This is a genomic window from Streptomyces sp. JJ38 (assembly GCF_019303475.1).
GTDB lineage: Bacteria > Actinomycetota > Actinomycetes > Streptomycetales > Streptomycetaceae > Streptomyces.
Window position 1 is genome coordinate 36,558 of the sequence record NZ_JABLSI010000033.1, and the last position, 23,487, is coordinate 60,044.

Here is a 23,487-nt window from a genome sequence, read left to right on the forward strand (position 1 = left end):
GGCGGCCGTCCGGTTGTTGCTCACTTGTCGATGTCGCCGACGACGAAGAAGAACGAGCCCAGGATCGCCACCATGTCGGCGACGAGCGTGCCGGGCAGGAGCTCGGTGAGCGCCTGGATGTTGTTGTAGGACGCCGAGCGCAGCTTCAGCCGGTACGGCGTCTTCTCGCCCTTGGAGACGAGGTAGTAGCCGTTGAGGCCGAGCGGGTTCTCCGTCCACGCGTACGTCGCGCCCTCGGGCGCCTTCAGCACCTTCGGCAGACGCTGGTTGACGGGGCCCGGCGGCAGCTCGGCCAGCCGGTCCAGGCAGGCCTCGGCCAGCTCCAGCGCGTTGTGCGTCTGGTCCAGCAGCACCTCGAAGCGGGACAGGCAGTCACCGCCGTCGCGGGTCACGACGCGCAGGGTGTCCTGGAGCTCGCCGTAGGCGAGGTAGGGCTCGTCACGGCGCAGGTCGAAGTCGACCCCGGAGGCCCGGGCGATCGGCCCGCTGACGCCGTACGCGTGGACCGTCTCGGGGCGCAGCACCCCGACGCCCTTCGTGCGGACGCGGAAGATCTCGTTACCCACCACCAGGTCGTCGTAGACGTCCATCCGCGAGCGCAGGCTCGCCACGGCGGCCCGGGCGCGGTCCAGCCAGCCGGCCGGCAGGTCCTCCTTGAGGCCGCCGACGCGGTTGAACATGTAGTGCATCCGCCCGCCGGACAGCTCCTCCATCACGTGCTGGAGGTCCTCCCGCTCCCGGAAGGCGTAGAAGATCGGCGTGATGCCGCCCAGCTCCAGCGGGTAGGAGCCGAGGAACATCAGGTGGTTCAGCACCCGGTTCAGCTCGGCCAGCAGCGTGCGCAGCCACACGGCCCGCTCGGGGACCTCCATGCCGAGCATGCGCTCGACGGCGAGCACGACGCCCAGCTCGTTGGAGAACGCCGACAGCCAGTCGTGCCGGTTGGCCAGCACGATGATCTGCCGGTAGTCGCGCGCCTCGAACAGCTTCTCGGCCCCGCGGTGCATGTAGCCGACGACGGGCTCGGCCGCGCTGATGCGCTCGCCGTCCAGCACCAGGCGCAGCCGCAGCACGCCGTGGGTGGACGGGTGCTGGGGGCCGATGTTGAGCACCATGTCCGTGCTCTCGGCCGCGCCTCCGATTCCGACCGTCGTCTCCGTCATGCGGCCAAGTCTGACAGCTCCGGCGCGCCGCGTGCGCCGGAGCCTAGGCTTGAGCCATGCAGCAGCGGGCGCAACAGGGGCAACGGGACGCGTCGGGGGACCGTCCGGAGCGATGGCGTGGCGTGGAACGGGGGCTGCTGCGCATGCGCCGCGCGGTGCTGCTGACGGCCGCCGCCGTGCTGACCCCCGCCACGGCCCTGCCCCTCCTCCTGCTGGGCCCGCTGTGGGCGCTGCCCGCGCTGCTGTGGCCCGCGCTCGCCCTGTGGGGCTGGTACGCGCTCGGCCGCAACTGGCGGTCCTGGCGCTACCGGGAACGCGCCGACGACCTGCTCATCAGCCGGGGCGTGCTGTGGCGTGAGACGACGGTGGTGCCCTACGGCCGGATGCAGCTCGTCGAGGTCACCTCCGGGCCGCTGGAGCGCCGCTACGGGCTCGCCCGCGTGCAGCTCCACACGGCCGCCGCCACCACCGACGCCGCGATCCCCGGGCTGGCCCCGGCCGAGGCGGAGCGGCTGCGCGACCGGCTCACCGAGCTGGGCGAGGCCCGATCGGCGGGGCTGTGACGGGCGGGCGGCACCCGGGCGAGGACGCGGCGGACGCCGCGCCGGACGCGGCGGGCGGGGGCGAGACGGCGCCGGGCGCGGAGGCTCCGGACGGGGACGGGGCGGCACCGGACGCGGCGCCGGACGGGAAGGGGCGGCGGCTGCACCCCGTCACGCCCTGGCGGCGGGCGTGGGCGCCGATCGCGGCGCTCGTCGTCTTCGCCGTCCAGGACTACGAGCGCACCCGGGCGTGGACCGAGGAGCTGACGGTGGGCTGGTTGGTGCTGGCCTTCGCCGTCGTCGTGCCGATGGCCGCTGTCTACGGCTTCCTGTCCTGGTGGGCCACCCACTACACGGTGACGGACACGGAGCTGCGCATCCGCACCGGGCTCGTCTTCCGCCGGGTCGCGCACATCCGGCTCGACCGCATCCAGGCCGTCGACGTCTCCCGGCCGCTGCTGGCCCGTGTCGCCGGAGTGGCCAAGCTGAAGCTGGACGTCGTCGGCACGAACGAGAAGGACGAGCTGGCCTACCTCGGCGAGTCCGAGGCCGTCGCCCTGCGTGCCGAACTGCTCGCCCGGGCCGCCGGGATCGTCCCGGAGGCGGCGCCGGAGGCCGGGGAGGCGCCGGAGCGCGAGCTGGTGCGGGTGCCGCCGGGCATGCTCACCGTCGCGCTGCTGCTCATGGGCACCGGCTGGGGGCTGCTGGCCGCGCTCGTCGTCGTCCCCGGGACGCTGTGGTGGCTCAGCGGCAGTGTCACCGCGGCGATCGCGGCGGGGCTGCCGATGCTGGGCGGCGCCTGGGTGTCCACCGTCGGCCGGTATCTGACCGAGTACGACTGGAAGGTCGCCGAGTCCCCGGACGGCCTCCGGCTGGACCACGGGCTGCTCAACCGCGAGCACGCGACCGTGCCGCCCGGCCGCGTCCAGGCCGTGCGCGTCCTCGAGCCGCTGCTGTGGCGGCGTCGCGGCTGGGTGCGGGTCGAGCTGGCCGTCGCGGGCGGCGGCGCGGGCGAGGCGCCCACGGTGCTGCTGCCCGTGGCGGAGCGCGCGGTGGCCGCCGGGGTGCTGGCCACGGTGCTGCCCGGCGTGGACGTGGCGGAGGCGGTCGCCGCGGCCCGCCCCGCGCCGCCCCGGTCCCGGTTCGCGGTGCCGGTGTGGTGGCGCGGCTACGGACACGGGGTCACCGACGCCGTGTTCGTCACCCGGCACGGGCGGCTGCGGCGCGTGCTGGAGCTGGTGCCGCACGCGAAGGTGCAGAGCGTGCGCCGGACGCAGGGGCCGTGGATGCGCCGACTCGGGCTCGCGGACGTCCACGTGGACCACGGCGCGAACGCCGCCGTCGTGGCGAGGCTGCGGGACGCCGGCGAGGCGACCGACATCCTCGCCGCGCAGGCGGAACGATCCCGCACCGGACGGCGCATCGCCCGCCCCGAGCGCTGGCTCACCTGATCCCGCGGTCAGCCCAGCACTCCCCCAGCTACCTCCCCCAGCTACCTCCCCCAGCTACCTCCCCCAGCTACCGCTGGGAGGTGCCCCCATGGGAGGTGCCTCCAAGGGGGGTGCCCCCATGGGGGGTGCCCCCATGGGGGGTGCCCCCAAGGGGGGTGCCCCAGCCCACCCCCACCGGTTCCACCAGCCACAGGTGCCCGCCCAGTCCCGCCGGACCGAGCAGCTCGGCGGCCTCCCCGGCCCGGACGAGCGCCCGCACATAGCCCGCCGGGTCGGTGGACGCCAGGTCCAGGGGCGGCCGGTCGGCGCGCACCCCGAGCCGGGTCAGCGCCTCCCGCTGCGGCAGCAGCACGGCACCCGGGCCAGCGCAGGCGTCCAGGGCCACGTGGGCCGTCAGATCGCAGGACCCGTCCGGCACCGGCGGCACCGCACGCCCGTCCCGGTAGCCGGTCAGCGTGCCGAACGGGGGCCGGGCGGCCCGCTCGTGCCCGTAGTCGACGGCGACGGCCAGCCCGCGGTCCAGCATGCCCACCGCGGCCCGCCACGCGACGTCCCGGGGGCGGCCCACCTCCGCGCGGCCGCCCGGCTCCGGGCGCCCGTCCGGCCCCGACGGGCACGGCCACCAGCGGGCCAGCCACTCCGCGTCCGCCCCCGTCACCGGCGGGCCGAGGCGCTCCGCCCCGTCCGGCCGGACCAGGACCCGACGCCACCGCCCCGCCGCGTCGGTCTCGGCGACCTCGCACGGCACGTTGTCCAGCCACTCGTTGGCGAAGACCAGCCCCGTCAGCCCGCTCTCCGGCAGCTCGGGCCGCCACTCGACGCGCGGGTCGAGACCCTCGGGGCGGGCGGCCCGCTCCACCGCCACCGGGCGCAGCCGCCGCGCGCGCTCACCGGGCAGCGCGTCCAGCACCCCGGTGAGCAGCTCACCCCGCCCGGCCCCGACGTCGACGAGCGCCAGCTCGGCCGGGCGGCCCAGCTCCTCGTCCACCCGGCCCAGCAGCTCCGCCACGGCCCCGGCGTACAGCGGGGAGGCGTGCACCGAGGTGCGGAAGTGGGCGCTGGGCGCCTCGCGGAGGAAGAAGCCCCCGGGTCCGTAGAGCGCGTGCTCGGCGGCGGCCAGCCAGCCGGTGTGGTCCTCGGTCGGCTCGGCCTGCTCGGGCTCGGGATGCTCGGTCACGCCACCACGCTAGGGCGCCCGGGCAGGCGGCGGCACCGCGCCCTGGCGTGGCGGTCGCAGGGCGTGTCCACCCTGGGGAGTAGTCGGGCGCCCCAGGGATCGGCCCTCCGGCTGACTCGTTCCGCTGTCACGGTGTTTACGCTGGGTTACGTGCATCGGCTCTACGAGTTCCTCCGCAGACATCCCATGTGGGTGGACGGCTTCTGGGCCGTCTGTCTGCTGCTGATCTCTGCGGTGTGGCTGGTGGCCGAGGCCGAGGCCGGTGAGTTCCGCCGGCTCTCGGACTGGCAGCTCCTCGCCGCCGTCCCCATCTCGTTCGCGCTGTCCGTCGTGGTGTGGCTGCGCCGCCGCTGGCCCGAGGCCATGCTGCTCCTCGCCGTCGCCGCGGGCCTGGCCCAGCTCGCCACGGACGTCTTCGCGGTCCCGCCGGACTTCGCGATGCTGGTGATCGTCTTCACCGTCGCCTCCCGGGAGGTGCGCTGGGCGTCCCGGCTCGCGCTGGTGGGAGCCTTCGTCGGGCCGCCGCTGGCCGTCCTGCGGTTCGCCGAGGAGGACGGCGGCACGTTCGGCGACATCGCCGCGCTCGTCTTCTTCCTCGTCTGCTTCCTGCTCGCCTGGGTCATGGGGGACTCCCTGCGCACCCGGCGGGCGTACTACATCGAGCTGGAGGAGCGGGCGGCCCGGCTGGAGCGCGAGCGGGAGGCGCAGGCCAAGGTCGCCGTGGCGGCCGAGCGCGCGCGGATCGCCCGCGAGCTGCACGACGTCGTCGCGCACAACGTGTCCGTCATGGTCGTCCAGGCGGACGGCGCCGCGTACGTCCTGGACAGCGCGCCCGAGCAGACGCGGCAGGCGCTGGAGACGATCTCCGGCACCGGGCGGCAGGCGCTGGCCGAGATGCGCCGCCTGCTGGGCGTCCTGCGGGACGACGAGCGCGGCGAGGCGGGCGAGTACGTGCCGCAACCAGGCGTGGAGCAGCTCACGGAGCTGGTCGAGCAGGTCCGCGGCACCGGGCTGACGGTCGACTTCCGGGTCGACGGCACCCCCCGGCCGCTGCCGAGCGGGGTGGAGCTGACGGCGTACCGGATCGTGCAGGAGGCCCTCACCAACACCCGCAAGCACGGTGGCCCCGACGCGGGCGCGACGGTGCGGATCACCTACGGCAACGACGAGCTGAGCCTGCTCGCCGAGGACGACGGCCGCGGTGCCCAGGCGGAGCTGTACGAGGAGGGCGGGGCCGACGGTCTGGGCCACGGCCTGATCGGCATGCGCGAGCGCGTGGGCATGGTGGGAGGACTGCTGGAGACGGGCCCCCGCCCCGGCGGCGGCTTCCGCATCCGCGCCAGCCTCCCCCTGGCCGGCCAGCACTGAACCGACCGCGGCGAACCCGGCCCCGGCGGGCCGGCAGCGACCGCCACGTCCCGACCCCGCCCCCACCCCGGAAGACCGAGAAGAGGAACCCCCCCATGACCGTCCGCGTGATGCTCGTCGACGACCAGGTGCTCCTGCGCACCGGCTTCCGCATGGTGCTGGCCGCCCAGCCGGACATGGAGATCGTCGCCGAGGCGGCGAACGGCGCCGAGGCGCTGGAGGCCCTGCGCACCACCACCGTGGACGTGGTCCTCATGGACATCCGCATGCCGGTGATGGACGGCGTCGAGGCCACCCGGCGCATCTGCCAGGAGGGCCAGGGCGGGCCGGGCGACCCGAAGGTGCTCATCCTCACCACCTTCGACCTGGACGAGTACGCCTTCGCCGCCCTCAAGGCCGGGGCGGGCGGCTTCCTGCTCAAGGACGTCCCGCCGGCCGAGCTGCTGAGCGCGATCCGGGCGGTGCACAGCGGGGACGCGGTGGTGGCGCCGTCCACGACCAAGCGGCTCATCGACCGCTTCTCGCCGCTGCTGCCCGCAGTGGCCGCGGGCGGGCAGGAGCCACCGGAGGCGGGCCGGCTGACGGAGCGGGAGCGCGAGGTGCTGCTGCTCGTGGCCCAGGGCATGTCCAACGGGGAGATCGCCGCGCACCTGGTGCTCTCGGAGGCCACCGTGAAGACGCACGTGGGCCGCATCCTCACCAAGCTGGAGCTGCGCGACCGCGTCCAGGCCGTCGTCTACGCCTACGAGAACGGCCTGGTCCGCGCCGGGGGCCACGGCTGACGCCCGGCCCTACGCCCGAGCCCGGTCCGCGTAGGCGAGGAACGTCCGGGCCGCCTCGCGCACGTCCTCGGCCGTCCAGTCGAGCCCGGGCGCCTCGACGGTGACGTCGGTCGCCGCGAGGCCCGGCGGCCCCGCCGCCCACCAGAGCCCGAACAGCGCGGTGCCGGTCTCCTCGGCCTGCCGCACGGCGGCCAGCGTCAGCGCGTCCGGATCGCCCGCGAGCCAGACCTCGAACTGGTGCGTGTGCGGCTCCTCCGGGTGGACCGCCGCGAAGGGCAGCTCCGCGGCGTCGAACGCGGCCCGCAGCTCCGCCGCGACGAGCCGGGCCCGCGCGACGTAGGAGGGCAGCCGGGGCAGCTCGCGGTCGAGCCCGGCGAGGGCCGTCAGCACGGCCGGCCACTGCTGGACGAGGTTGCCCCCGTAACGGTGCCGCCAGGCCCGCGCTTCCCCGACGACGTCCGCGGGACCGGCGAGCGCGGCGCCGGACAGTCCGCGCAGCGACTTGTAGAACGAGACGTAGACGGAGTCCGCGAGGGTGGCGATCTCGGCCAGCGAACGGCCGAACCAGGTGGTGGACTCCCACAGCCGCGCCCCGTCGAAGTGGACGACGGCCTCCCGCTCGCGGGCCGCCTCCACGGTCCGGTTCAGCTCGTCCCAGGTGGGCAGCGCGTACCCGGCCGCGACCAGCGGCAGCTCCAGCATCACCGTCCCGACGGGCTCGTCGAGGCCGTGCACGTCCTCCGCCGTGACCGGGGCGCGCGCGCTGCCGATCCGCACCGGCTGGAGCCCGCTCAGCCGCTCCAGCGCGTCCCGCTCGTGCTGCACCGGGTGCGCCCCGGGGTGCAGCGCGACGCGGGGGTTCCCGGTGCGGGCCGCCCAGCAGCGCAGGGCCGCCTGCTGGGCCATCGTGCCGGTGGGGAACCAGACGGCGGCGGCCGTGCCGAGCAGTTCGGCGGTGCGTTCCTCCAGCTCGGTGACGACGCCGTCGCCGTAGAAGTCCGGCCACTCGGCCCCGGACCGGGCCACGGCCTCGCCGACCTCGGCGAGGCGCTCGGCGAGCGGCCGCACCGGCCCCGTCGACAGCTTCCGCCGGGCCCGCTCGGCGGCCACCAGGCGCCGCCACCGGCCGACACCCCCGGACCCGTCGTCCGGCTCGTCGTCCGGGCCGTCGTCGGGGCTGTCGTCCGGCCCGCGGCCGGGTGCCTCGTCCCGGCCGCTTCCCAGGCCGCCCCGCGGTGTGGCCTCCTGCGCGGGCGGCTCCGCGGACCGGTGCTCGTCGTCTGCCATGTGCGCATCCTCGACCGCTCACCGGGTGTGACGCGACCGATTAACCCGGTGCCGCGCCCCGGCGCGTAGCATGGGTCCGACGTCCGGTACCGGGATACAGCGGACTGGAACGGAAGGCCCGAACCGCGTGAACGAACCCGTGAACGAACACGATCCCGCCCGGCCCCCTCGGCCGGTCTCCTCCCCGCAGCCCGCGCAGCCGGCCCGGCACGCCCACGAGCGGCCCGCCCGGCTGGGCGTCGGCGTGGTCGGTGCCGGGCGCGTGGGCCCCGTGCTCGCCGCGGCCCTCGGGCTCGCCGGTCACCGCACGGTGGCCGCCTCCGGGGTCTCCGACGCCTCCCGCCGCCGCGCGGCCGAGCTGCTGCCCGGCGTGCCGCTGGTCGAGCCCCGCGAGGTCCTGGCCCGCTCCGAGCTGGTGCTGCTCACCGTGCCGGACGACGCGCTGCCGGACCTGGTGGGGGGCCTGGTCGAGACGGGTGCCGTCCGCCCCGGCCAGCTCCTCGTCCACACCTCCGGCCGGTACGGCACGGCCGTGCTGGAGCCCGCGCTCCGGGCGGGCGCGCTGCCGCTCGCCCTGCACCCGGTGATGACGTTCACCGGCACCCCGGTCGACGTCCATCGGCTCGCGGGCTGCGCCTTCGGCGTCACCGCGCCCGAGGAGCTGCGGCTGGCGGCCGAGGCCCTGGTGATCGAGATGGGCGGCGAGCCCGAGTGGATCGCCGAGGAGGCCCGCCCGCTCTACCACGCGGCCCTGGCCCTGGGCGCCAACTACCTCGTCACCCTCGTCGCGCAGGCGCAGGACCTGCTGCGCTCGGCGGGGGTGGCCGCGCCGGACCGGATGCTGGGCCCGCTGCTCGGGGCGGCCCTGGACAACGCCCTGCGCTCGGGCGACGCGGCGCTGACCGGCCCGGTGGCGCGGGGCGACGCCGGTACCGTCTCCGCGCACCTCGCCGAGCTGCGGCGGCACGCGCCGGGCGCGGTGTCCGGCTACGTGGCCATGGCCCGCACCACGGCCGACCGGGCGCTGGCCGCCGGTCTCCTCAAGCCCGAGCTGGCGGAGGACCTGCTGGAGGTCCTCTCGGACGGAGCACGCCCATGACCCTCCTGCACACGGCCGCCGAGCTGCGGCGGCTGCGCACGGCCGAGGGGCGTCGGGGCGTGGTGATGACCATGGGCGCCCTGCACGACGGGCACGCGGAGCTGATCCGCACGGCGCGGGCCGCGGTGGGCCCGGGCGGGCAGGTCGTGGTCACGGTCTTCGTCAACCCGCTCCAGTTCGGCGCGGAGGAGGACCTCGACCGCTATCCGCGCACCCTGGACGCCGACCGCGTGGTGGCCGCCGAGGCGGGAGCGGACGTCGTGTTCGCGCCGGGCACCGAGGAGGTCTACCCGGGCGGGGAGCCCGAGGTGCGCGTCTCGGCCGGGCCCATGGGGGAGCGGCTGGAGGGCGAGCACCGGCCCGGACACTTCGACGGCATGCTCACCGTCGTCGCGAAGCTGCTGCACCTCACGGCCCCCGACGTGGCCTTCTACGGGGAGAAGGACGCCCAGCAGCTCGCCCTGATCACCCGCATGGTGCGGGATCTGAACTTCCCGGTGGAGATCGTCGGCGTGCCCACGGTCCGGGAGCCGGACGGCCTCGCCCTCTCCAGCCGTAACCGCTATCTCTCGCGGCACGAGCGGAAGGTCGCGCTGGCCCTCTCCCGCGCGCTGTTCGCCGCCCGGGACCGGCTCACGGCCGAGGCCGCGCTGCGCGCCCGGGCCGCCGCCGCCCCCGCCCGCGAGGGGCGGGCGGCGGCGCTCGCCAAGGTGGGCGAGTCCCGCGCCTCGGCCGACGCGCACGCGCTGGCCCACGCCACCCGCGGCCCGTCGGCCGCGCTGGCGGCCGCCCAGCTGGTGCTGGACGAGGCGCGCGGCCTGGACGTCGACTACCTCGCCCTCGTCGACCCGGCCGACTTCACCGACGTCGACGACGACTTCGAGGGGGAGGCCGTCCTGGCCGTGGCCGCCCGCGTCGGCGGCACCCGCCTCATCGACAACATCCGCCTGCCGTTCGGAGCCGCAGCATGAGTACCGCGACCGGCTCCACCCCGGGGAGCGCCCGGGGCGCCGCGCCCACCGGCATACGCCTCGCCGCGCCCGCCCCGAGCTGGGCCATCGAGGCCGACGTGGTCGTCGTCGGCTCCGGCGTGGCCGGGCTGACGGCCGCCCTGCGCTGCGTCGCGGCGGGCCTGGCCACCGTCATCGTCACCAAGGCCGACCTCAACGACGGCTCGACCCGCTGGGCGCAGGGCGGCATCGCCGCCGCGCTCGGCGAGGGCGACACCCCGGACCAGCACCTCGCCGACACCCTGGTCGCGGGCGCCGGGCTGTGCGACGCGGCCGCCGTGCGCACGCTCGTCACCGAGGGGCCCGACGCCGTCCGGCGGCTGATCGCCACCGGCGCCGTCTTCGACACGGCCGCGGCGACCGGCGAGATCGAGCTGACCCGCGAGGGCGGCCACCACCGGCGCCGCATCGCCCACGCGGGCGGTGACGCGACCGGCGCGGAGATCTCCCGCGCCCTGGTGGAGGCCGTGCGCGGCGCGGGCATCCGCACCATCGAGCACGCGCTCGTGCTGGACCTCCTGCGCGATGCCGAGGGGCACACCGCCGGCGTCTCCCTGCACGTCATGGGCGAGGGCCAGCACGACGGCGTCGGCGCCGTCCACGCGCCCGCGGTCGTGCTCGCCACCGGCGGCATGGGCCAGGTCTTCTCCGCGACGACGAACCCGGCCGTGTCCACCGGGGACGGCGTCGCCCTCGCGCTGCGCGCCGGGGCGGAGGTCAGCGACCTGGAGTTCGTCCAGTTCCACCCGACGGTGCTCTACCTGGGCCCGGGGGCGGAGGGGCAGCAGCCGCTGATCTCCGAGGCGGTGCGCGGCGAGGGCGCCCACCTCGTGGACGCCGACGGAGTGCGGTTCATGGTCGGTGCCCACGAGCTGGCCGAGCTGGCCCCGCGCGACATCGTGGCCAAGGGCATCATGCGGCGCTGCCGGGAGCGGGGCACCGACCACATGTATCTGGACACCCGGCACTTCGGCGCCCGGATGTGGGCCGAGCGCTTCCCGACGATCCTGGCCGCCTGCCGCTCGCACGGCATCGACCCCGTGCGGGAGCCGATCCCGGTGGCCCCGGCCGCCCACTACGCCTCCGGCGGTGTGCGCACCGACCTGCACGGCCGCACCACCGTGCCCGGGCTCTACGCCTGCGGCGAGACGGCCTGCACGGGTGTCCACGGCGCCAACCGCCTCGCCTCGAACTCCCTGCTGGAGGGGCTGGTCTTCGCCGAGCGCATCGCCGCCGACGTCGCCGCCGCGGCCCGGCCGGCCCGGGTCCCGGCCGAGCCGCCGCCCGAGCTGCCCCTGCTGCCGCCGGAGGCCAGGATCGAGATCCAGCGGATCATGACGCGCGGCGCCGGGGTGCTCCGCTCGGCCGAGGGCCTGGCGGCGACGGCCGCCGCCCTGGCGGCCCTGCGCCACGCCGGGTCCGCCGAGGAGCCCGCGGGCTCGGCGGGCAAGCCCGCCGAGCCGGGCACCGAGAGCTGGGAGGTCACCAACCTCCACCTGGTGGCCTCCGTCCTCGTCGCCGCCGCGGCGCGGCGGGCGGAGACCCGCGGCTGCCACTGGCGGGAGGACCACCCGGACCGGGACGACGCCCGGTGGGCCCGCCACCTCGTCGTGACCCTGGGCGCCTCCCCGGCGTCCGATGAGCCGCGCCCGGGCCAGCCGCGCCGCGACGAACCGGCCGCCGCGGCGCGGCTCACCCTGCGCACGACCGACACCACCGGCTTCCCGCCGGTCATCCCCGCCGCATCCGAGGAGAAGCCGTGACGACCCCTGACGACCGCACCCGAACCGAGCCGGTGGACCTGCCGTTGCTCCAGATCGGCGGCCCCGGCGCGACCGCCGCCTCCGGCGGCTGCGGGGACGCGTGCGGCTGCGGCGAGCTGGACGAGGAGCTGGACCTCGACCCGCTGGAGTGCGGTCTCGACCCCGAGCTGGCCCAGCTCCTCGCCGAGGCCGGGCTCGACCCCGTCCAGGTGGAGGACATCGCCCACCTGGCCATCGAGGAGGACCTGGACCACGGCGTGGACGTCACGACCGTGGCCACCGTTTCGGAGGACGCGGTGGCCACCGCCGACTTCACCGCCCGCGAGGCGGGGACGATCGCGGGCCTGCGCGTGGCCGAGGCGGTCCTCTCGGTGGTGTGCACGGACGAGTTCGAGGTCGAGCGGCACGTCGAGGACGGCGACCGGGTGACGCCCGGCACCGTCCTGCTGAGCGTGCGCACCCGCACCCGCGATCTGCTGACCGGCGAGCGCAGCGCCCTCAACCTGCTGTGCCACCTGTCCGGGATCGCCACGGCGACCGCCGCCTGGGCGGACGCGCTGGCGGGCACGAGGGCCCGGGTCCGCGACACCCGCAAGACGACACCGGGCCTGCGGGCGCTGGAGAAGTACGCGGTGCGCTGTGGCGGGGGCGTCAACCACCGCTTCTCCCTCTCCGACGCCGCGCTGATCAAGGACAACCACGTGATCGCGGCGGGCGGCGTGGCCGCGGCCTTCAAGGCCGTGCGGGACGAGTTCCCGGAGCTGCCGATCGAGGTCGAGGTGGACGACGTGGACCAGATCGAGCCCGTCCTGGCCGAGGGCGCCGACCTGCTGCTGCTGGACAACTTCACCCCGGCCGAGACGGCCGAGGCGGTCGCCCTCGTCGCCGGGCGGGCGGCCCTGGAGTCCTCCGGGCGGCTCACCCTGGCGAACGCGGCCGAGTACGCGGCGACGGGCGTCGACTACCTGGCCGTCGGCGCGCTCACCCACTCCGCACCGATCCTGGACATCGGCCTGGACCTGAGGGACGAGGCCTGAGCCATGCTGCTGACCATCGACGTCGGAAACACCCACACCGTCCTCGGCCTCTTCGACGGCGAGGAGATCGTCGAGCACTGGCGGATCTCCACCGACGCCCGCCGTACCGCCGACGAGCTGGCCGTGCTGCTGCAGGGCCTGATGGGCATGCACCCGCTGCTCGGCGTGGAGCTGGGCGAGGGCATCGACGGCATCGCGATCTGCTCGACGGTGCCCTCGGTGCTGCACGAACTGCGCGAGGTCACCCGCCGCTACTACGGCGACATCCCCGCCGTGCTGGTGGAGCCGGGAGTGAAGACGGGCGTGCCCGTCCTCATGGACCACCCGAAGGAGGTCGGCGCCGACCGGATCATCAACGCGGTCGGCGCGGTCGAGCTGTACGGCGGCCCCTGCGTCGTCGTCGACTTCGGGACGGCGACCACGTTCGACGCCATCTCCGCGCGGGGGGAGTACGTCGGCGGCGTGATCGCGCCCGGCATCGAGATCAGCGTCGAGGCGCTCGGCGTGCGCGGGGCCCAGCTCCGCAAGATCGAGCTGGCCCGGCCCCGCTCGGTGATCGGCAAGAACACGGTCGAGGCCATGCAGTCGGGCATCCTCTACGGCTTCGCCGGCCAGGTGGACGGCGTGGTGGACCGGATGGCCCGGGAGCTGGCGGGCCCGGACGGCGATCCGGACGACGTCACCGTCATCGCCACGGGCGGGCTGGCGCCGATGGTGCTGGGGGAGTCCTCGGTGATCGACGAGCACGAGCCATGGCTCACCCTGATCGGCCTGCGTCTGGTCTACGAGCGCAACGTCGCCCGGATGTGACGCCCGGGACCGGTGGGCGGCGGCGGGCGCGTCACGAGGGCATTTCGTCCGTTTAGCACTTAAAGTCACACTATGCCCACGCCACATGGTTCCCGAGGCGGTATGGCCTTCAGCACGGAGGAGCTGAGCGTGCTCCGTCGTGCCCTCGCCACCGCCCTCCAGTCCGCCGCGCTCCCGGCCCAGGAGATCAGGGAGTGCCTCCACCTCGCACTGGCCGTGGATGACGCGACGCGTGAAGCCGCACGGCTCCGGCGGTTCCTCTTCGCCGAGGTGGACCGCTACCGGGCCGCCCTCCCCGGCTCGGCCACCGGCTACCTCGGCCGCCTGCGCGACGCGCTCGACGCGGGCTACACCGCGACGGACGAGGACGTCGTCGCGCTCCGCCGGCTCTGCTCCGCGCCCGCCAGTCCCCGGGAGGCCGCCCGCCGCACGGAGCTGCTCGTCCGGGCCGCCCTGCCCCTCGCCCGCACCCGCCTGCTGGCCCTCCCGGGGGGACGCGCCGCCGAGGGCGAGGAGGAGCGCCGGGCGCCGAAGGAGCAACCCGCGAAGCAGGAGCCGGGCAAGCAGGAGCCGGGCAAGCGGGAGCCGGGCAAGCCCGGCGAGGAGCAGCCCGGCAAGGAGAAGCCGAAGCCCGCCCAGCAGCCCGAGCCGGAGCGTGAGCGTCCCGGGGAGCCGAAGCGGCCCTCCCGGCCCATCCCCACGCCCGGTGAGGTCTTCCCGCCGCGCCGCAAGAGCCGCCCGCCGGAGGCCGAGCTGCTCACGGCCTGACCCCGTGCCGGGGGCCGCCGGGCGCGGCTCCCCGGCCGGGCGAGTGTGGCGAAGGCCATGCCCGGGTCGGTCCGCGCCGGGCCGGGGGCCTGCCCTACTCTCGTGCCCATGGACTACATTGCCGCACTCACCCCTTCTGCGGTGATGGCCGTTGCCTTCACCGCGCTCATCGTGACGATCGTCCGGAGTCAGGGCGGCGCCAACAAGGCCAAGGAGGACGCCGCCGTCGACGCGGCGTACGCCCAGGCCGAGGCGGCGACCGCGGAAGGCGAGGCCCGCGTCTGACGGGTCGGCAAACGCGCACCACCAGGGTCTGCGGGAGAACCACCGGGTTCTCCCGCAGACCCTTTGCCGTTCCCGGGCCGCCCGGGCTCCCGCCGGGCCCGGCTCCCGGTGCCCGCGCGGCCGGGGCGCGGCGACCTATCATTCTTCCTGTGCCACGACCTTTGGGAGAGCTCGAAGACGCGGTGATGACGCGGGTATGGCGGTGGAACCGCCCGGTCACCGTGCGGGAAGTTCTCGAGGACCTCAGGGAAGAACGGCGGATCGCCTACACGACGGTCATGACCGTAATGGACAACCTGCATCAGAAGGGCTGGCTCCGCCGCACGCAGGAGGGCCGGGCCTATCGATATGAGGCCGTCTCCACCCGGGCCGCGTACTCCGCCGCACTGATGAACGAAGCGTGGTCGGCCAGCGACAACGCCGCGGCCGCGCTCGTCGCGTTCTTCGGGATGATGTCGCAGGAACAGGTCGAGGCGCTGCGGGACGCCCTGCGGGTGGTGCAACTCAATGGGGTGCGGCTGACCGCCCCGGACGAGCGATAGCGTGCGGGCATGGCAGAAGAGATAAGCGGGAACGCCGTGACGGTCCGTCGGGCGAGGACGTCGGACGTGCGTACCGTGCGACGCCTCATCGACACCTACTCGCGTGACCGTATCCTGCTCGACAAGGCGACGGTGACGCTTTACGAGGACATCCAGGAGTTCTGGGTGGCCGAGCGCGTCCCGGACGGGCGGGTCGTCGGCTGCGGGGCCCTGCACGTGATGTGGGAGGACCTCGCCGAGGTGCGCACGCTGGCCGTGGACCCGGTGGCCCGCGGTACGGGTGTCGGGCACCTGCTGCTGGAGAAGCTGCTGGAAACCGCACGTCGACTGGGGGTTCGCCGCATTTTCTGCCTCACGTTCGAGGTGGAGTTCTTCGGCAAGCACGGATTCACGGAGATCGGGGATGCCCCCGTCGACGGTGATGTGTACAGCGAGCTGCTGCGCTCGTATGACGAAGGCGTCGCCGAGTTCCTCGGCCTTGAGCGGGTGAAGCCGAACACCCTGGGCAACAGCCGCATGCTCTTGCATCTCTGACCGTTGTCACGGTGACATCACAACCATGGGCTGCTTTGTCCGAAAGATCCTGACCCCGTCTCGTGTGTTCGTGCGCAAACCTCGATCGGGGTTTGTGTTTTCCGGAGAAAAGCGGTTTGCTGTGGTTGTCGATATCAGTATTCGCTTATCGCCCCCTGTTCGGGAACGGGGAGGCAGTACGAATGGGAGTAGCCGGTGGCACAGAAGGTTCAGGTCCTTCTTGTTGACGACCTCGAGGGTGGCGAGGCCGACGAGACGGTGACGTTCGCGCTGGACGGCAAGTCCTACGAGATCGACCTCACCGAGGCCAACGCGCAGAAGCTTCGGGAATCCCTGGCGGAATTCGTCAAGGCGGGACGCCGCACCGGCGGCCGGTCCGGCGGTCGCGGAAAGGCCCGCGCGGGCTCGTCCGGTGGCTCGCAGGACACCGCCAAGATCCGCGCGTGGGCCAAGGAGAACGGTTACAACGTCAACGACCGCGGCCGCGTGCCGGCCGAGATCCGTGAGGCGTACGAGAAGGCCAACGGCTGAGGACGGCCGGGTCCGGGCCGGCACGGCGGGGCGAGGTACCCGCCGGCGCCGTACCGGGCCGCCGTTCGTCCCGGCTCCGCGCCGGGTGCTTCCCCCGAGGGCCGCGGGGGCAGCCCCTCGACCCTGTCCCCGGCCTTCGGCCCGGACGGCGCCAACCCCCACACGAGCCGCCTCTTCCGTGCGTGTCGCGACGGTGGGGGCGGCGTCCGTCGTACGGGGTGTCCCTCGTCCGGGGCCCGTGCCCCCGATCGCCCGGTGGGTACTCGGGGGCGCGCCCGCGCCTGCCGTGGGCAACTGCCCTCGGCGCATGCGGGTACGCAAAGTGATGAACGTACGACAATGGGTGACCGCCCTGTCGGCCACCTGGGGTGCAACCGTGTTCGCCCGTAGCGGATGACCCCCCTCCCGGGGGTATGGATCAGTGGCGGCAGGGGGTAGGACATCACCAGTGGTGACGGGGGTGTGGCAAGGGCGATGGCGCCGGGGGGCCGGACGTGTCGTGGACGAGGCGTTCGCCATCGGCGTAGCGAATGCAGGTGCATCGGCTTGGCCTGCGGGAACATCGTCTCGCACCATCGGGTTGGAACTGGTGTCGCCCGCACCGTGGCACGGGACGGCGAGCGGGTGTCGGCAGTTGGAATGAGCGGTCCCCCGTTGCGGGACTAAGCTGCGGAAGGACAGGGAGGGGACCTACCCCTAACTGACTGACCGCTCTGAGGAGCGATTAACGATGTTCGAGAGGTTCACCGACCGCGCGCGGCGGGTTGTCGTCCTGGCTCAGGAAGAAGCCCGGATGCTCAACCACAACTACATCGGCACCGAGCACATTCTCCTGGGCCTGATCCATGAGGGTGAGGGTGTCGCCGCTAAGGCACTGGAGAGCCTCGGGATTTCGCTCGAGGCGGTCCGCCAGCAGGTGGAGGAGATCATCGGCCAGGGCCAGCAGGCCCCGTCCGGCCACATCCCCTTCACCCCCCGGGCCAAGAAGGTGCTGGAGCTCTCGCTGCGCGAGGCCCTCCAGCTCGGCCACAACTACATCGGCACGGAGCACATCCTGCTCGGCCTGATTCGCGAGGGCGAGGGCGTCGCCGCCCAGGTCCTGGTGAAGCTCGGCGCCGACCTGAACCGGGTGCGGCAGCAGGTCATCCAGCTGCTCTCCGGCTACTCGGGTGGCAAGGAGACGGCCACGGCGGGCGGTCCGGCCGAGGGCACCCCCTCGACCTCGCTCGTTCTCGACCAGTTCGGCCGCAACCTGACCCAGGCCGCCCGCGAATCCAAGCTCGACCCGGTCATCGGGCGCGAGAAGGAGATCGAGCGGGTCATGCAGGTGCTGTCCCGCCGGACGAAGAACAACCCGGTGCTCATCGGCGAGCCCGGTGTCGGCAAGACCGCCGTCGTCGAGGGCCTGGCCCAGGCCATCGTCAAGGGCGAGGTGCCCGAGACCCTCAAGGACAAGCACCTCTACACCCTGGACCTCGGCGCACTGGTCGCCGGCTCCCGCTACCGCGGTGACTTCGAGGAGCGCCTGAAGAAGGTGCTCAAGGAGATCCGCACGCGCGGCGACATCATCCTGTTCATCGACGAGCTGCACACCCTGGTCGGCGCGGGCGCCGCCGAGGGCGCCATCGACGCCGCCAGCATCCTGAAGCCGATGCTGGCCCGTGGCGAGCTGCAGACGATCGGCGCGACCACCCTGGACGAATACCGCAAGCACCTGGAGAAGGACGCCGCGCTGGAGCGCCGCTTCCAGCCGATCCAGGTCGCCGAGCCCTCGCTCTCGCACACGATCGAGATCCTCAAGGGCCTGCGGGACCGCTACGAGGCGCACCACCGCGTCTCCATCACCGACGCCGCCCTGGTCGGCGCGGCCACCCTGGCCGACCGCTACATCTCCGACCGCTTCCTGCCGGACAAGGCCATCGACCTCATCGACGAGGCCGGTTCCCGCATGCGCATCCGCCGCATGACCGCCCCGCCGGACCTGCGCGAGTTCGACGAGAAGATCGCGAACGTCCGCCGGGAGAAGGAGTCCGCGATCGACTCGCAGGACTTCGAGAAGGCCGCCAACCTGCGGGACAGCGAGAAGCAGCTGCTGGCCCAGAAGGCCAAGCGGGAGAAGGAGTGGAAGGCCGGCGACATGGACGTCGTCGCCGAGGTCGACGAGGAGCTGATCGCCGAGGTCCTCGCCGCGTCCACCGGCATCCCGGTCTTCAAGCTGACCGAGGAGGAGTCCTCGCGGCTGCTGCGCATGGAAGACGAGCTGCACAAGCGCGTCATCGGCCAGGAGGACGCCATCAAGGCGCTCTCGCAGGCCATCCGGCGCACGCGTGCGGGCCTGAAGGACCCGAAGCGTCCGGGCGGCTCGTTCATCTTCGCCGGCCCCTCCGGCGTCGGTAAGACGGAGCTGTCCAAGACGCTCGCCGAGTTCCTCTTCGGCGACGAGGACGCGCTGATCTCCCTCGACATGTCGGAGTTCAGCGAGAAGCACACCGTCTCGCGGCTGTTCGGCTCGCCTCCCGGCTACGTCGGCTACGAGGAGGGCGGCCAGCTCACCGAGAAGGTGCGCCGCAAGCCGTTCTCGGTCGTCCTGTTCGACGAGGTGGAGAAGGCCCACCCGGACATCTTCAACTCGCTCCTGCAGATCCTGGAGGACGGTCGCCTGACCGACTCCCAGGGCCGGGTCGTGGACTTCAAGAACACCGTCATCATCATGACGACGAACCTCGGCACCCGGGACATCTCCAAGGGCTTCAACCTCGGCTTCGCCGCCGGGGGCGACGTCAAGACCGGCTACGAGCGGATGAAGGCCAAGGTCAACGAGGAGCTCAAGCAGCACTTCCGGCCCGAGTTCCTCAACCGTGTCGACGACACCGTGGTGTTCCACCAGCTCACGCAGGAGAACATCATCGAGATCGTCGACCTGATGATCGCCCAGGTGGACGAGCGGCTGAAGGACCGCGACATGGGCATCGAGCTGAGCGGCGAGGCCAAGCAGCTGCTGGCCAAGCGCGGCTACGACCCGGTCATGGGCGCCCGTCCGCTGCGTCGCACGATCCAGCGGGAGATCGAGGACGCGCTCTCGGAGAAGATCCTCTTCGGCGAGCTGCGCCCCGGTCACATCGTGGTCGTGGAGACGGAGGGCGAGGGCGAGACCGCCACGTTCACCTTCCGCGGTGAGGAGAAGGCCCCGCTGCCGGACGCGCCTCCGGTCGAGGCCGGCCCCAACCTCTCCAAGGACACCTGAGGCTCCGCCTCAACGCTCCTCAGCCCGGCCCCGGCACGGTTCCCCGTGCCGGGGCCGCGGCGTTCCCGGGGCTGCGCCCCGGACCCCGGCGTCGGTGCGTCCCAGGCTGTCCCCGGCGTCGTGGCCGGTCGCACAGTTCCCCGCGCCCCTTCGGGGCGGCCCGCGCTTGGGAGGTCTGCGCGAAGGCGCAGGGCTGGCAAGCGCAGCCCCCGGCGCCGGGTGAGCGGGGCGGCGCCGGGGAACACTCCTACGGCGTCGTCCCGTCGTACGCGACCTTGACCTTGAGGCCGGATGGAAGGGCTCGCTGGACCGCCTCGGGCGGCCGCTCCGGCAGGACGAGCGTGCGTACCCGCGGGAAGCCCTCCAACCAGGTGAGTGGCCCCGAGGGCAGGCCCCCGGCCAGCCACAGGTGCGTCAGGCGCTCGGGAGGGACGAGGGCGGCCAGCTCGTCGGGCTCGCAGCCCCCGGGGATGTGGATGCGTGAACGTCCGCCCAAATCCCGCAGGGCCCGTAGATGTTCGGCGCTCGGCGCGGTGAAGTAGAGGTCCTCCTCGGCGAGGTGTCTGATGATCTCCTCGGCGTATTGCTCGGTGGCGTACCGGTGCCACGCCCAGGCGAGCTGCCGCCGCACGCCAAGGGAAGGGTGATGGCGGTAGCGGGCGAGCACGGGGAGCGCCGCGTCCTCGTGGATGCTCGACGCCGTGACGACGACGTTGAGCGCGGTCTCGTCGTCCAGGCCCTCCGGCCCCGGTAGCAGGCCGAGCAGGAGCCTGCCGCCGATGTGGGCCATCCCCGTGGCGATGCTGCGGTTGGACGGGGGGACGAGCCCCCGCAGGTGTCGCTCCACCTTCTGACGCACGGTCGGGTCCAGCTCGGTCGCCTCCTGGAGGCAGGTGGCCGCGACCATAACCCGGTACAGGGAAACCTCTGGCGCGGTCCGCAGGCGCCCGCTGAGCAGCCCCCGCAGCAGCCGGGCGCGTTCGGCGGGGCGGGCGTGGGCGACAGCCATGCGCAGGACGTCCTCCCACTGCGTCTTGTCCGCGTTGTCGAGCAGCAGCGGGAAGTCGCCCTCCTCCACGGCCGCCTTGGCCGCCAGGTAGTCCTGGAAGGTGCGGTGGACGAAGTCGACGCGGTCGGCGGCGGGCTCGCGCAGCAGCCCGGAGCGGTCCCGCAGGTGGCGGTAGACCTGCTCAGGGGCGGCCGTGATGTGAGCCATCTGCGGGAGGGTGCGCTCCAGCTGGGCGACGACGTCGGCGCGGTCCATCTCGGCGCGGCCGTTGCGCAGCATCCAGTGGGCCAGCTTCTGGAGCAGGACGACGGAGGAGTCCTTGGACAGCCTGAGCGCGTCGTCCCGGATGGCTCGTTCGACGTCGCGTCGCTCCAGCAGCATGGACAGCGCGGCTTCGTAGAGGTCCTTGCGGCTGTGCGGCAGGAAGCCGTGGCGCTCCCGGTGCAGGGCGCACAGCAGGCCGCACATCAGCGGATTGGAGGCGAGCCGGGCGAGGTCGGAGGTGGTGCGGACGAGGCCCAGCAGGGCGTCGGCCAGCTCGGGCGGAGCCTCGACGGCCTCGTGCCAGCGCTGGACGAAGGCCGCGACATCGGCGCGGCCCATGGGGGAGAGGGCCAGCTCGGCGAAGCCCTCGCGGGCCAGCCAGTCGCTCTCCACGGCCGACGGGCGGGAGGTGACGAGCCACAGGTTGCCCGGGAAGTCGGCCATCAGCTCGCGCAGCCAGCGCCGGGTGGCGCCGCGCTCGGTCTCGGGGATCTCGTCGATGCCGTCGACGAGGAGCAGGCCCCGGCCTGCCCGCAGCACCCGGATCGCCCAGCCGTCGGGCTGTTCCCCGGCGAGGCCGCTGCCGGCCGCGTGCAGGAAGCGGTCCGGGGTGGGCGGCTGGCCGTCCCGCAGGACGCGGCGCAGGGGCAGGACGAAGGGCACCCGGCCGACGAGGTGGGGGAGGCGGGCGAGCCGTTCGCCGTCCTGCCGGGCCGTGGTGACGGCGAGCCACTGCAGGAGCGTGGTCTTGCCCGACCCGGCGGCGCCGCGCAGCAGCACCCGGTCCGTGCCGTGCAGGGCGCGCTCGGCCGGGAGCGGGGCGCCGCCCGCCTCGGCCTCCAGGGAGATGTAGGCGGTGTCCAGGGGCCATTCACGGGTGTGGTGGAGGTCGAGGCCGTAGATCGTCAGCTCGCTGTGCCGGCGGGCGACGTGGGCGGCGTACTCCTCCTCGAAGCGCGCGTCGCCGGCGGTGCGGTCGGGGACGCGTTCGGCGAGCAGCTCCAGCGTCGAGGCGATCCGTTCGAGCTGGGCGGACTGCTCGACGGCGGTGCGGGCGACGAAGGTGGAGTTCTGGGTGAAGAAGTTCAGCACGTGCAGGCACACGGTGTGCAGGAGCGGCGCGAACAGGGCGTCGGCCTCGGCGGAGAGGTCCTCCGGGCGGCCGACGCGGGTGGCCAGCGCCCCGGGACCGAGCCGGACGGCCTGGACGTCGTCCATGTCCAGCTCGCCGAGGCGGCCCAGGGCGCGGGCGAGGGCGTCGGCGACCTCTCGCCGCACTTCGGCCGGGGGCGCGTCGTGCGGGCCCGCGGCCTTCGCGTACCGGGCGACGACCTCCTCGGCCAGCCGGGCCAGGTCCCCGGGTTCGAGGGTGCGCTTCTCGCCGCGGAAGGAGAGCCAGCCGCCGACGCGGACGGGCTTGTCCACGAGCCCCGCGCCCGGGCCGCGCCGCACCAGCAGCTTCCGCACGAGCGGTGTGACGGCACCGGCGGCGACCCGCATGCCGAGTGTCGTCGGTTCCACCCAACCCCCTTGAGCCTTAGGCCAGTCCAACTCAGGGTAGCCGCATCAGCCGCCGCCCACGGGGGCGTTGGCGGGCAGGTGCAGGGTGGCGGCGGCGCCGGGTTCGGCGTTGCGGAACGTCAACCGGGCGCCCAGCACCCGGGCCTGGCCGACGGCGATGGTGAGCCCGAGGCCGTGCCCCTGCCCGGCCCGGTCGGTGGAGCCGGTGCGGAACCGGCTCGGCCCCTCCACCAGCAGCTCGGCGGGGAAGCCGGGGCCGTGGTCGCGGACCCGCACCCGGCGCCCGTCGACGGTGACCTCGATGGGCGGCGCGCCGTGGCGCCCGGCGTTGGCCAGCAGGTTGCCCAGGATGCGTTCGAGCCGTCGCGGGTCCGTGGTGACGACCGCGTCCCCGAGGACCTCGACCACGGCCTGGGGGTCGAGCGCCCGCACCCGGCGGCCGACGAACTCCCCGAGCGCGATCTCCTGGAGCTCGGCGCGTTCCGCCGCGCCGTCCAGCCGGGCCACCTCCAGGATGTCCTCCACCAGCGTGCGCAGGACCTGGGCCCGGTCGCGCACCAGCTCGGAGGGCCGTCCGGGCGGCAGCAGCTCGGCCGCGGTGACCAGGCCGGTCACGGGGGTGCGGAGCTCGTGGGCGATGTCGGCGGTGACGCGGCGTTCGGCGTCGAGCCGGGCCTGGAGGGCGTCGGCCATGGCGTCGATGGCCCGGGCCAGGTCGTCGGCCTCGTCCTGGCCCCGGCCGCCGATGGCGTCCCGCACCCGCACCTCCGCGTCTCCGGCCGCGACCCGTCCCGCCGCGGTGGCCGCCTTCCGCAGCCGCCGTGAGAGCTGACCCCCGACGAGCACGCCCAGCGCCGTGCTGCCGACGACGACGGTCCCGGCGCCCACGACCAGCGTGCGGTCGAGGTCGGCCAGGACCGAGTAGCGGTCGGTGAAGCGGGAGTGCAGCGAGAGGACGCCGCCGCCGGGCAGCTCGGTGGCCGCCCACACGTCGGGGGCGTCGTCGCCGTTGTCGCTCACGTACGTGGCCCGCTCGCCCTCCTCGACGGCGAGCCGCAGCGGTTCGGGCAGTTCCGGGTCGTTGAGCTGGGCGCCGAGCGCCAGCCGCTCGTTGAGCTCGTAGATCCGTTCCGCCGAGCGCAGCCGTTCGTCCTGCACGTCCCGGCTGTTGCTGATCATCGTGACCCGGGCGGCGTTGTGGACGATGAGGCTGAGCAGCAGGGCCACGAGCGCGCTGACGGCGGCGATGGCGCCGCTCAGCTTCCATCGCAGTCCGGCCCGGAACGCACGCACGGCCGCC

General features: G+C 74.1%; 20 protein-coding genes. 15 read left to right on the forward strand and 5 right to left on the reverse strand.

The window, feature by feature from the left end; genetic code table 11:
* Nucleotides 1–20 precede the first annotated feature (20 nt).
* Complete coding sequence (locus tag HPT28_RS18215; protein WP_219092187.1) at nt 21–1,163, reverse strand: NADH-quinone oxidoreductase subunit D; 1,143 nt, start codon at nt 1,161–1,163, stop codon at nt 21–23.
* Nucleotides 1,164–1,219: 56 nt separating this feature from the next.
* Here HPT28_RS18215 and HPT28_RS18220 point away from each other — a divergent pair, with 56 nt between their 5' ends.
* Nucleotides 1,220–1,726, forward strand: a complete 507-nt coding sequence (locus HPT28_RS18220) for a PH domain-containing protein (protein ID WP_219092188.1) — start codon at nt 1,220–1,222, stop codon at nt 1,724–1,726.
* Complete coding sequence (locus HPT28_RS18225) at nt 1,723–3,156, forward strand: PH domain-containing protein (RefSeq protein ID WP_308119347.1); 1,434 nt, start codon at nt 1,723–1,725, stop codon at nt 3,154–3,156. The genes HPT28_RS18220 and HPT28_RS18225 overlap by 4 nt, the downstream gene beginning before the upstream one ends.
* 67 nt (nt 3,157–3,223) lie before the next feature.
* Here the strand turns inward: HPT28_RS18225 and HPT28_RS18230 are convergent, their stop codons facing one another.
* Complete coding sequence (locus tag HPT28_RS18230) at nt 3,224–4,333, reverse strand: SAM-dependent methyltransferase (RefSeq protein WP_219092189.1); 1,110 nt, start codon at nt 4,331–4,333, stop codon at nt 3,224–3,226.
* 150 nt (nt 4,334–4,483) lie between these two features.
* Here HPT28_RS18230 and HPT28_RS18235 point away from each other — a divergent pair, with 150 nt between their 5' ends.
* Entirely contained in the window at nt 4,484–5,701 is a 1,218-nt protein-coding gene (locus HPT28_RS18235) for a sensor histidine kinase (RefSeq protein WP_219092190.1), read from the forward strand.
* A gap of 95 nt (nt 5,702–5,796) precedes the next feature.
* Nucleotides 5,797–6,483, forward strand: a complete 687-nt coding sequence (locus HPT28_RS18240) for a response regulator transcription factor (protein ID WP_219092191.1) — start codon at nt 5,797–5,799, stop codon at nt 6,481–6,483.
* A gap of 9 nt (nt 6,484–6,492) precedes the next feature.
* Here the strand turns inward: HPT28_RS18240 and HPT28_RS18245 are convergent, their stop codons facing one another.
* Nucleotides 6,493–7,770 carry a low specificity L-threonine aldolase gene (locus HPT28_RS18245; protein ID WP_219092192.1) on the reverse strand — a complete coding sequence of 426 codons (1,278 nt, stop codon included), beginning with the start codon at nt 7,768–7,770 and terminating at the stop codon, nt 6,493–6,495.
* A 127-nt stretch (nt 7,771–7,897) separates the two neighbouring features.
* On the opposite strand from HPT28_RS18245, the gene HPT28_RS18250 reads away from it, so the two are divergent.
* From HPT28_RS18250 to HPT28_RS18300, 11 genes are all read left to right on the forward strand, one after another.
* Entirely contained in the window at nt 7,898–8,869 is a 972-nt protein-coding gene (locus tag HPT28_RS18250) for a Rossmann-like and DUF2520 domain-containing protein (protein WP_374226982.1), read from the forward strand.
* On the forward strand, nt 8,866–9,840 hold the full coding sequence (gene panC, locus HPT28_RS18255; protein WP_219092194.1) for a pantoate--beta-alanine ligase: 975 nt from the start codon (nt 8,866–8,868) through the stop codon (nt 9,838–9,840). The genes HPT28_RS18250 and panC overlap by 4 nt, the downstream gene beginning before the upstream one ends.
* Nucleotides 9,837–11,642, forward strand: a complete 1,806-nt coding sequence (locus tag HPT28_RS18260; protein WP_219092195.1) for an L-aspartate oxidase — start codon at nt 9,837–9,839, stop codon at nt 11,640–11,642. The genes panC and HPT28_RS18260 overlap by 4 nt, the downstream gene beginning before the upstream one ends.
* Nucleotides 11,639–12,679, forward strand: a complete 1,041-nt coding sequence (gene nadC, locus HPT28_RS18265) for a carboxylating nicotinate-nucleotide diphosphorylase (RefSeq protein WP_219092196.1) — start codon at nt 11,639–11,641, stop codon at nt 12,677–12,679. The genes HPT28_RS18260 and nadC overlap by 4 nt, the downstream gene beginning before the upstream one ends.
* Before the next feature lie 3 nt (nt 12,680–12,682).
* Complete coding sequence (locus tag HPT28_RS18270; RefSeq protein WP_219092197.1) at nt 12,683–13,489, forward strand: type III pantothenate kinase; 807 nt, start codon at nt 12,683–12,685, stop codon at nt 13,487–13,489.
* 102 nt (nt 13,490–13,591) lie between these two features.
* Nucleotides 13,592–14,257, forward strand: coding sequence for a hypothetical protein (locus tag HPT28_RS18275; protein WP_257578855.1), 666 nt, complete (start codon nt 13,592–13,594; stop codon nt 14,255–14,257).
* A 108-nt stretch (nt 14,258–14,365) separates the two neighbouring features.
* Nucleotides 14,366–14,542, forward strand: a complete 177-nt coding sequence (locus tag HPT28_RS18280) for a hypothetical protein (RefSeq protein WP_219092199.1) — start codon at nt 14,366–14,368, stop codon at nt 14,540–14,542.
* Nucleotides 14,543–14,691: 149 nt separating this feature from the next.
* Complete coding sequence (locus HPT28_RS18285; RefSeq protein ID WP_219092200.1) at nt 14,692–15,084, forward strand: BlaI/MecI/CopY family transcriptional regulator; 393 nt, start codon at nt 14,692–14,694, stop codon at nt 15,082–15,084.
* A gap of 9 nt (nt 15,085–15,093) precedes the next feature.
* Nucleotides 15,094–15,618, forward strand: a complete 525-nt coding sequence (locus HPT28_RS18290; RefSeq protein WP_219092201.1) for an amino-acid N-acetyltransferase — start codon at nt 15,094–15,096, stop codon at nt 15,616–15,618.
* 195 nt (nt 15,619–15,813) lie between these two features.
* Nucleotides 15,814–16,149 carry an Lsr2 family protein gene (locus HPT28_RS18295; protein WP_219092202.1) on the forward strand — a complete coding sequence of 112 codons (336 nt, stop codon included), beginning with the start codon at nt 15,814–15,816 and terminating at the stop codon, nt 16,147–16,149.
* A 730-nt stretch (nt 16,150–16,879) separates the two neighbouring features.
* Nucleotides 16,880–19,393: an ATP-dependent Clp protease ATP-binding subunit gene (locus HPT28_RS18300; protein WP_219092203.1), complete on the forward strand. Its 2,514-nt coding sequence runs from the start codon at nt 16,880–16,882 to the stop codon at nt 19,391–19,393.
* Between the two features lie 247 nt (nt 19,394–19,640).
* On the opposite strand, the gene HPT28_RS18305 is transcribed toward HPT28_RS18300, so the two are convergent.
* Nucleotides 19,641–22,187 (reverse strand): NACHT domain-containing protein, encoded by a 2,547-nt coding sequence (locus HPT28_RS18305; RefSeq protein ID WP_308119349.1) that lies wholly within the window; start codon nt 22,185–22,187, stop codon nt 19,641–19,643.
* Nucleotides 22,188–22,232: 45 nt separating this feature from the next.
* Nucleotides 22,233–23,480: a HAMP domain-containing sensor histidine kinase gene (locus HPT28_RS18310; protein ID WP_219092204.1), complete on the reverse strand. Its 1,248-nt coding sequence runs from the start codon at nt 23,478–23,480 to the stop codon at nt 22,233–22,235.
* Between the last annotated feature and the right edge of the window lie 7 nt (nt 23,481–23,487).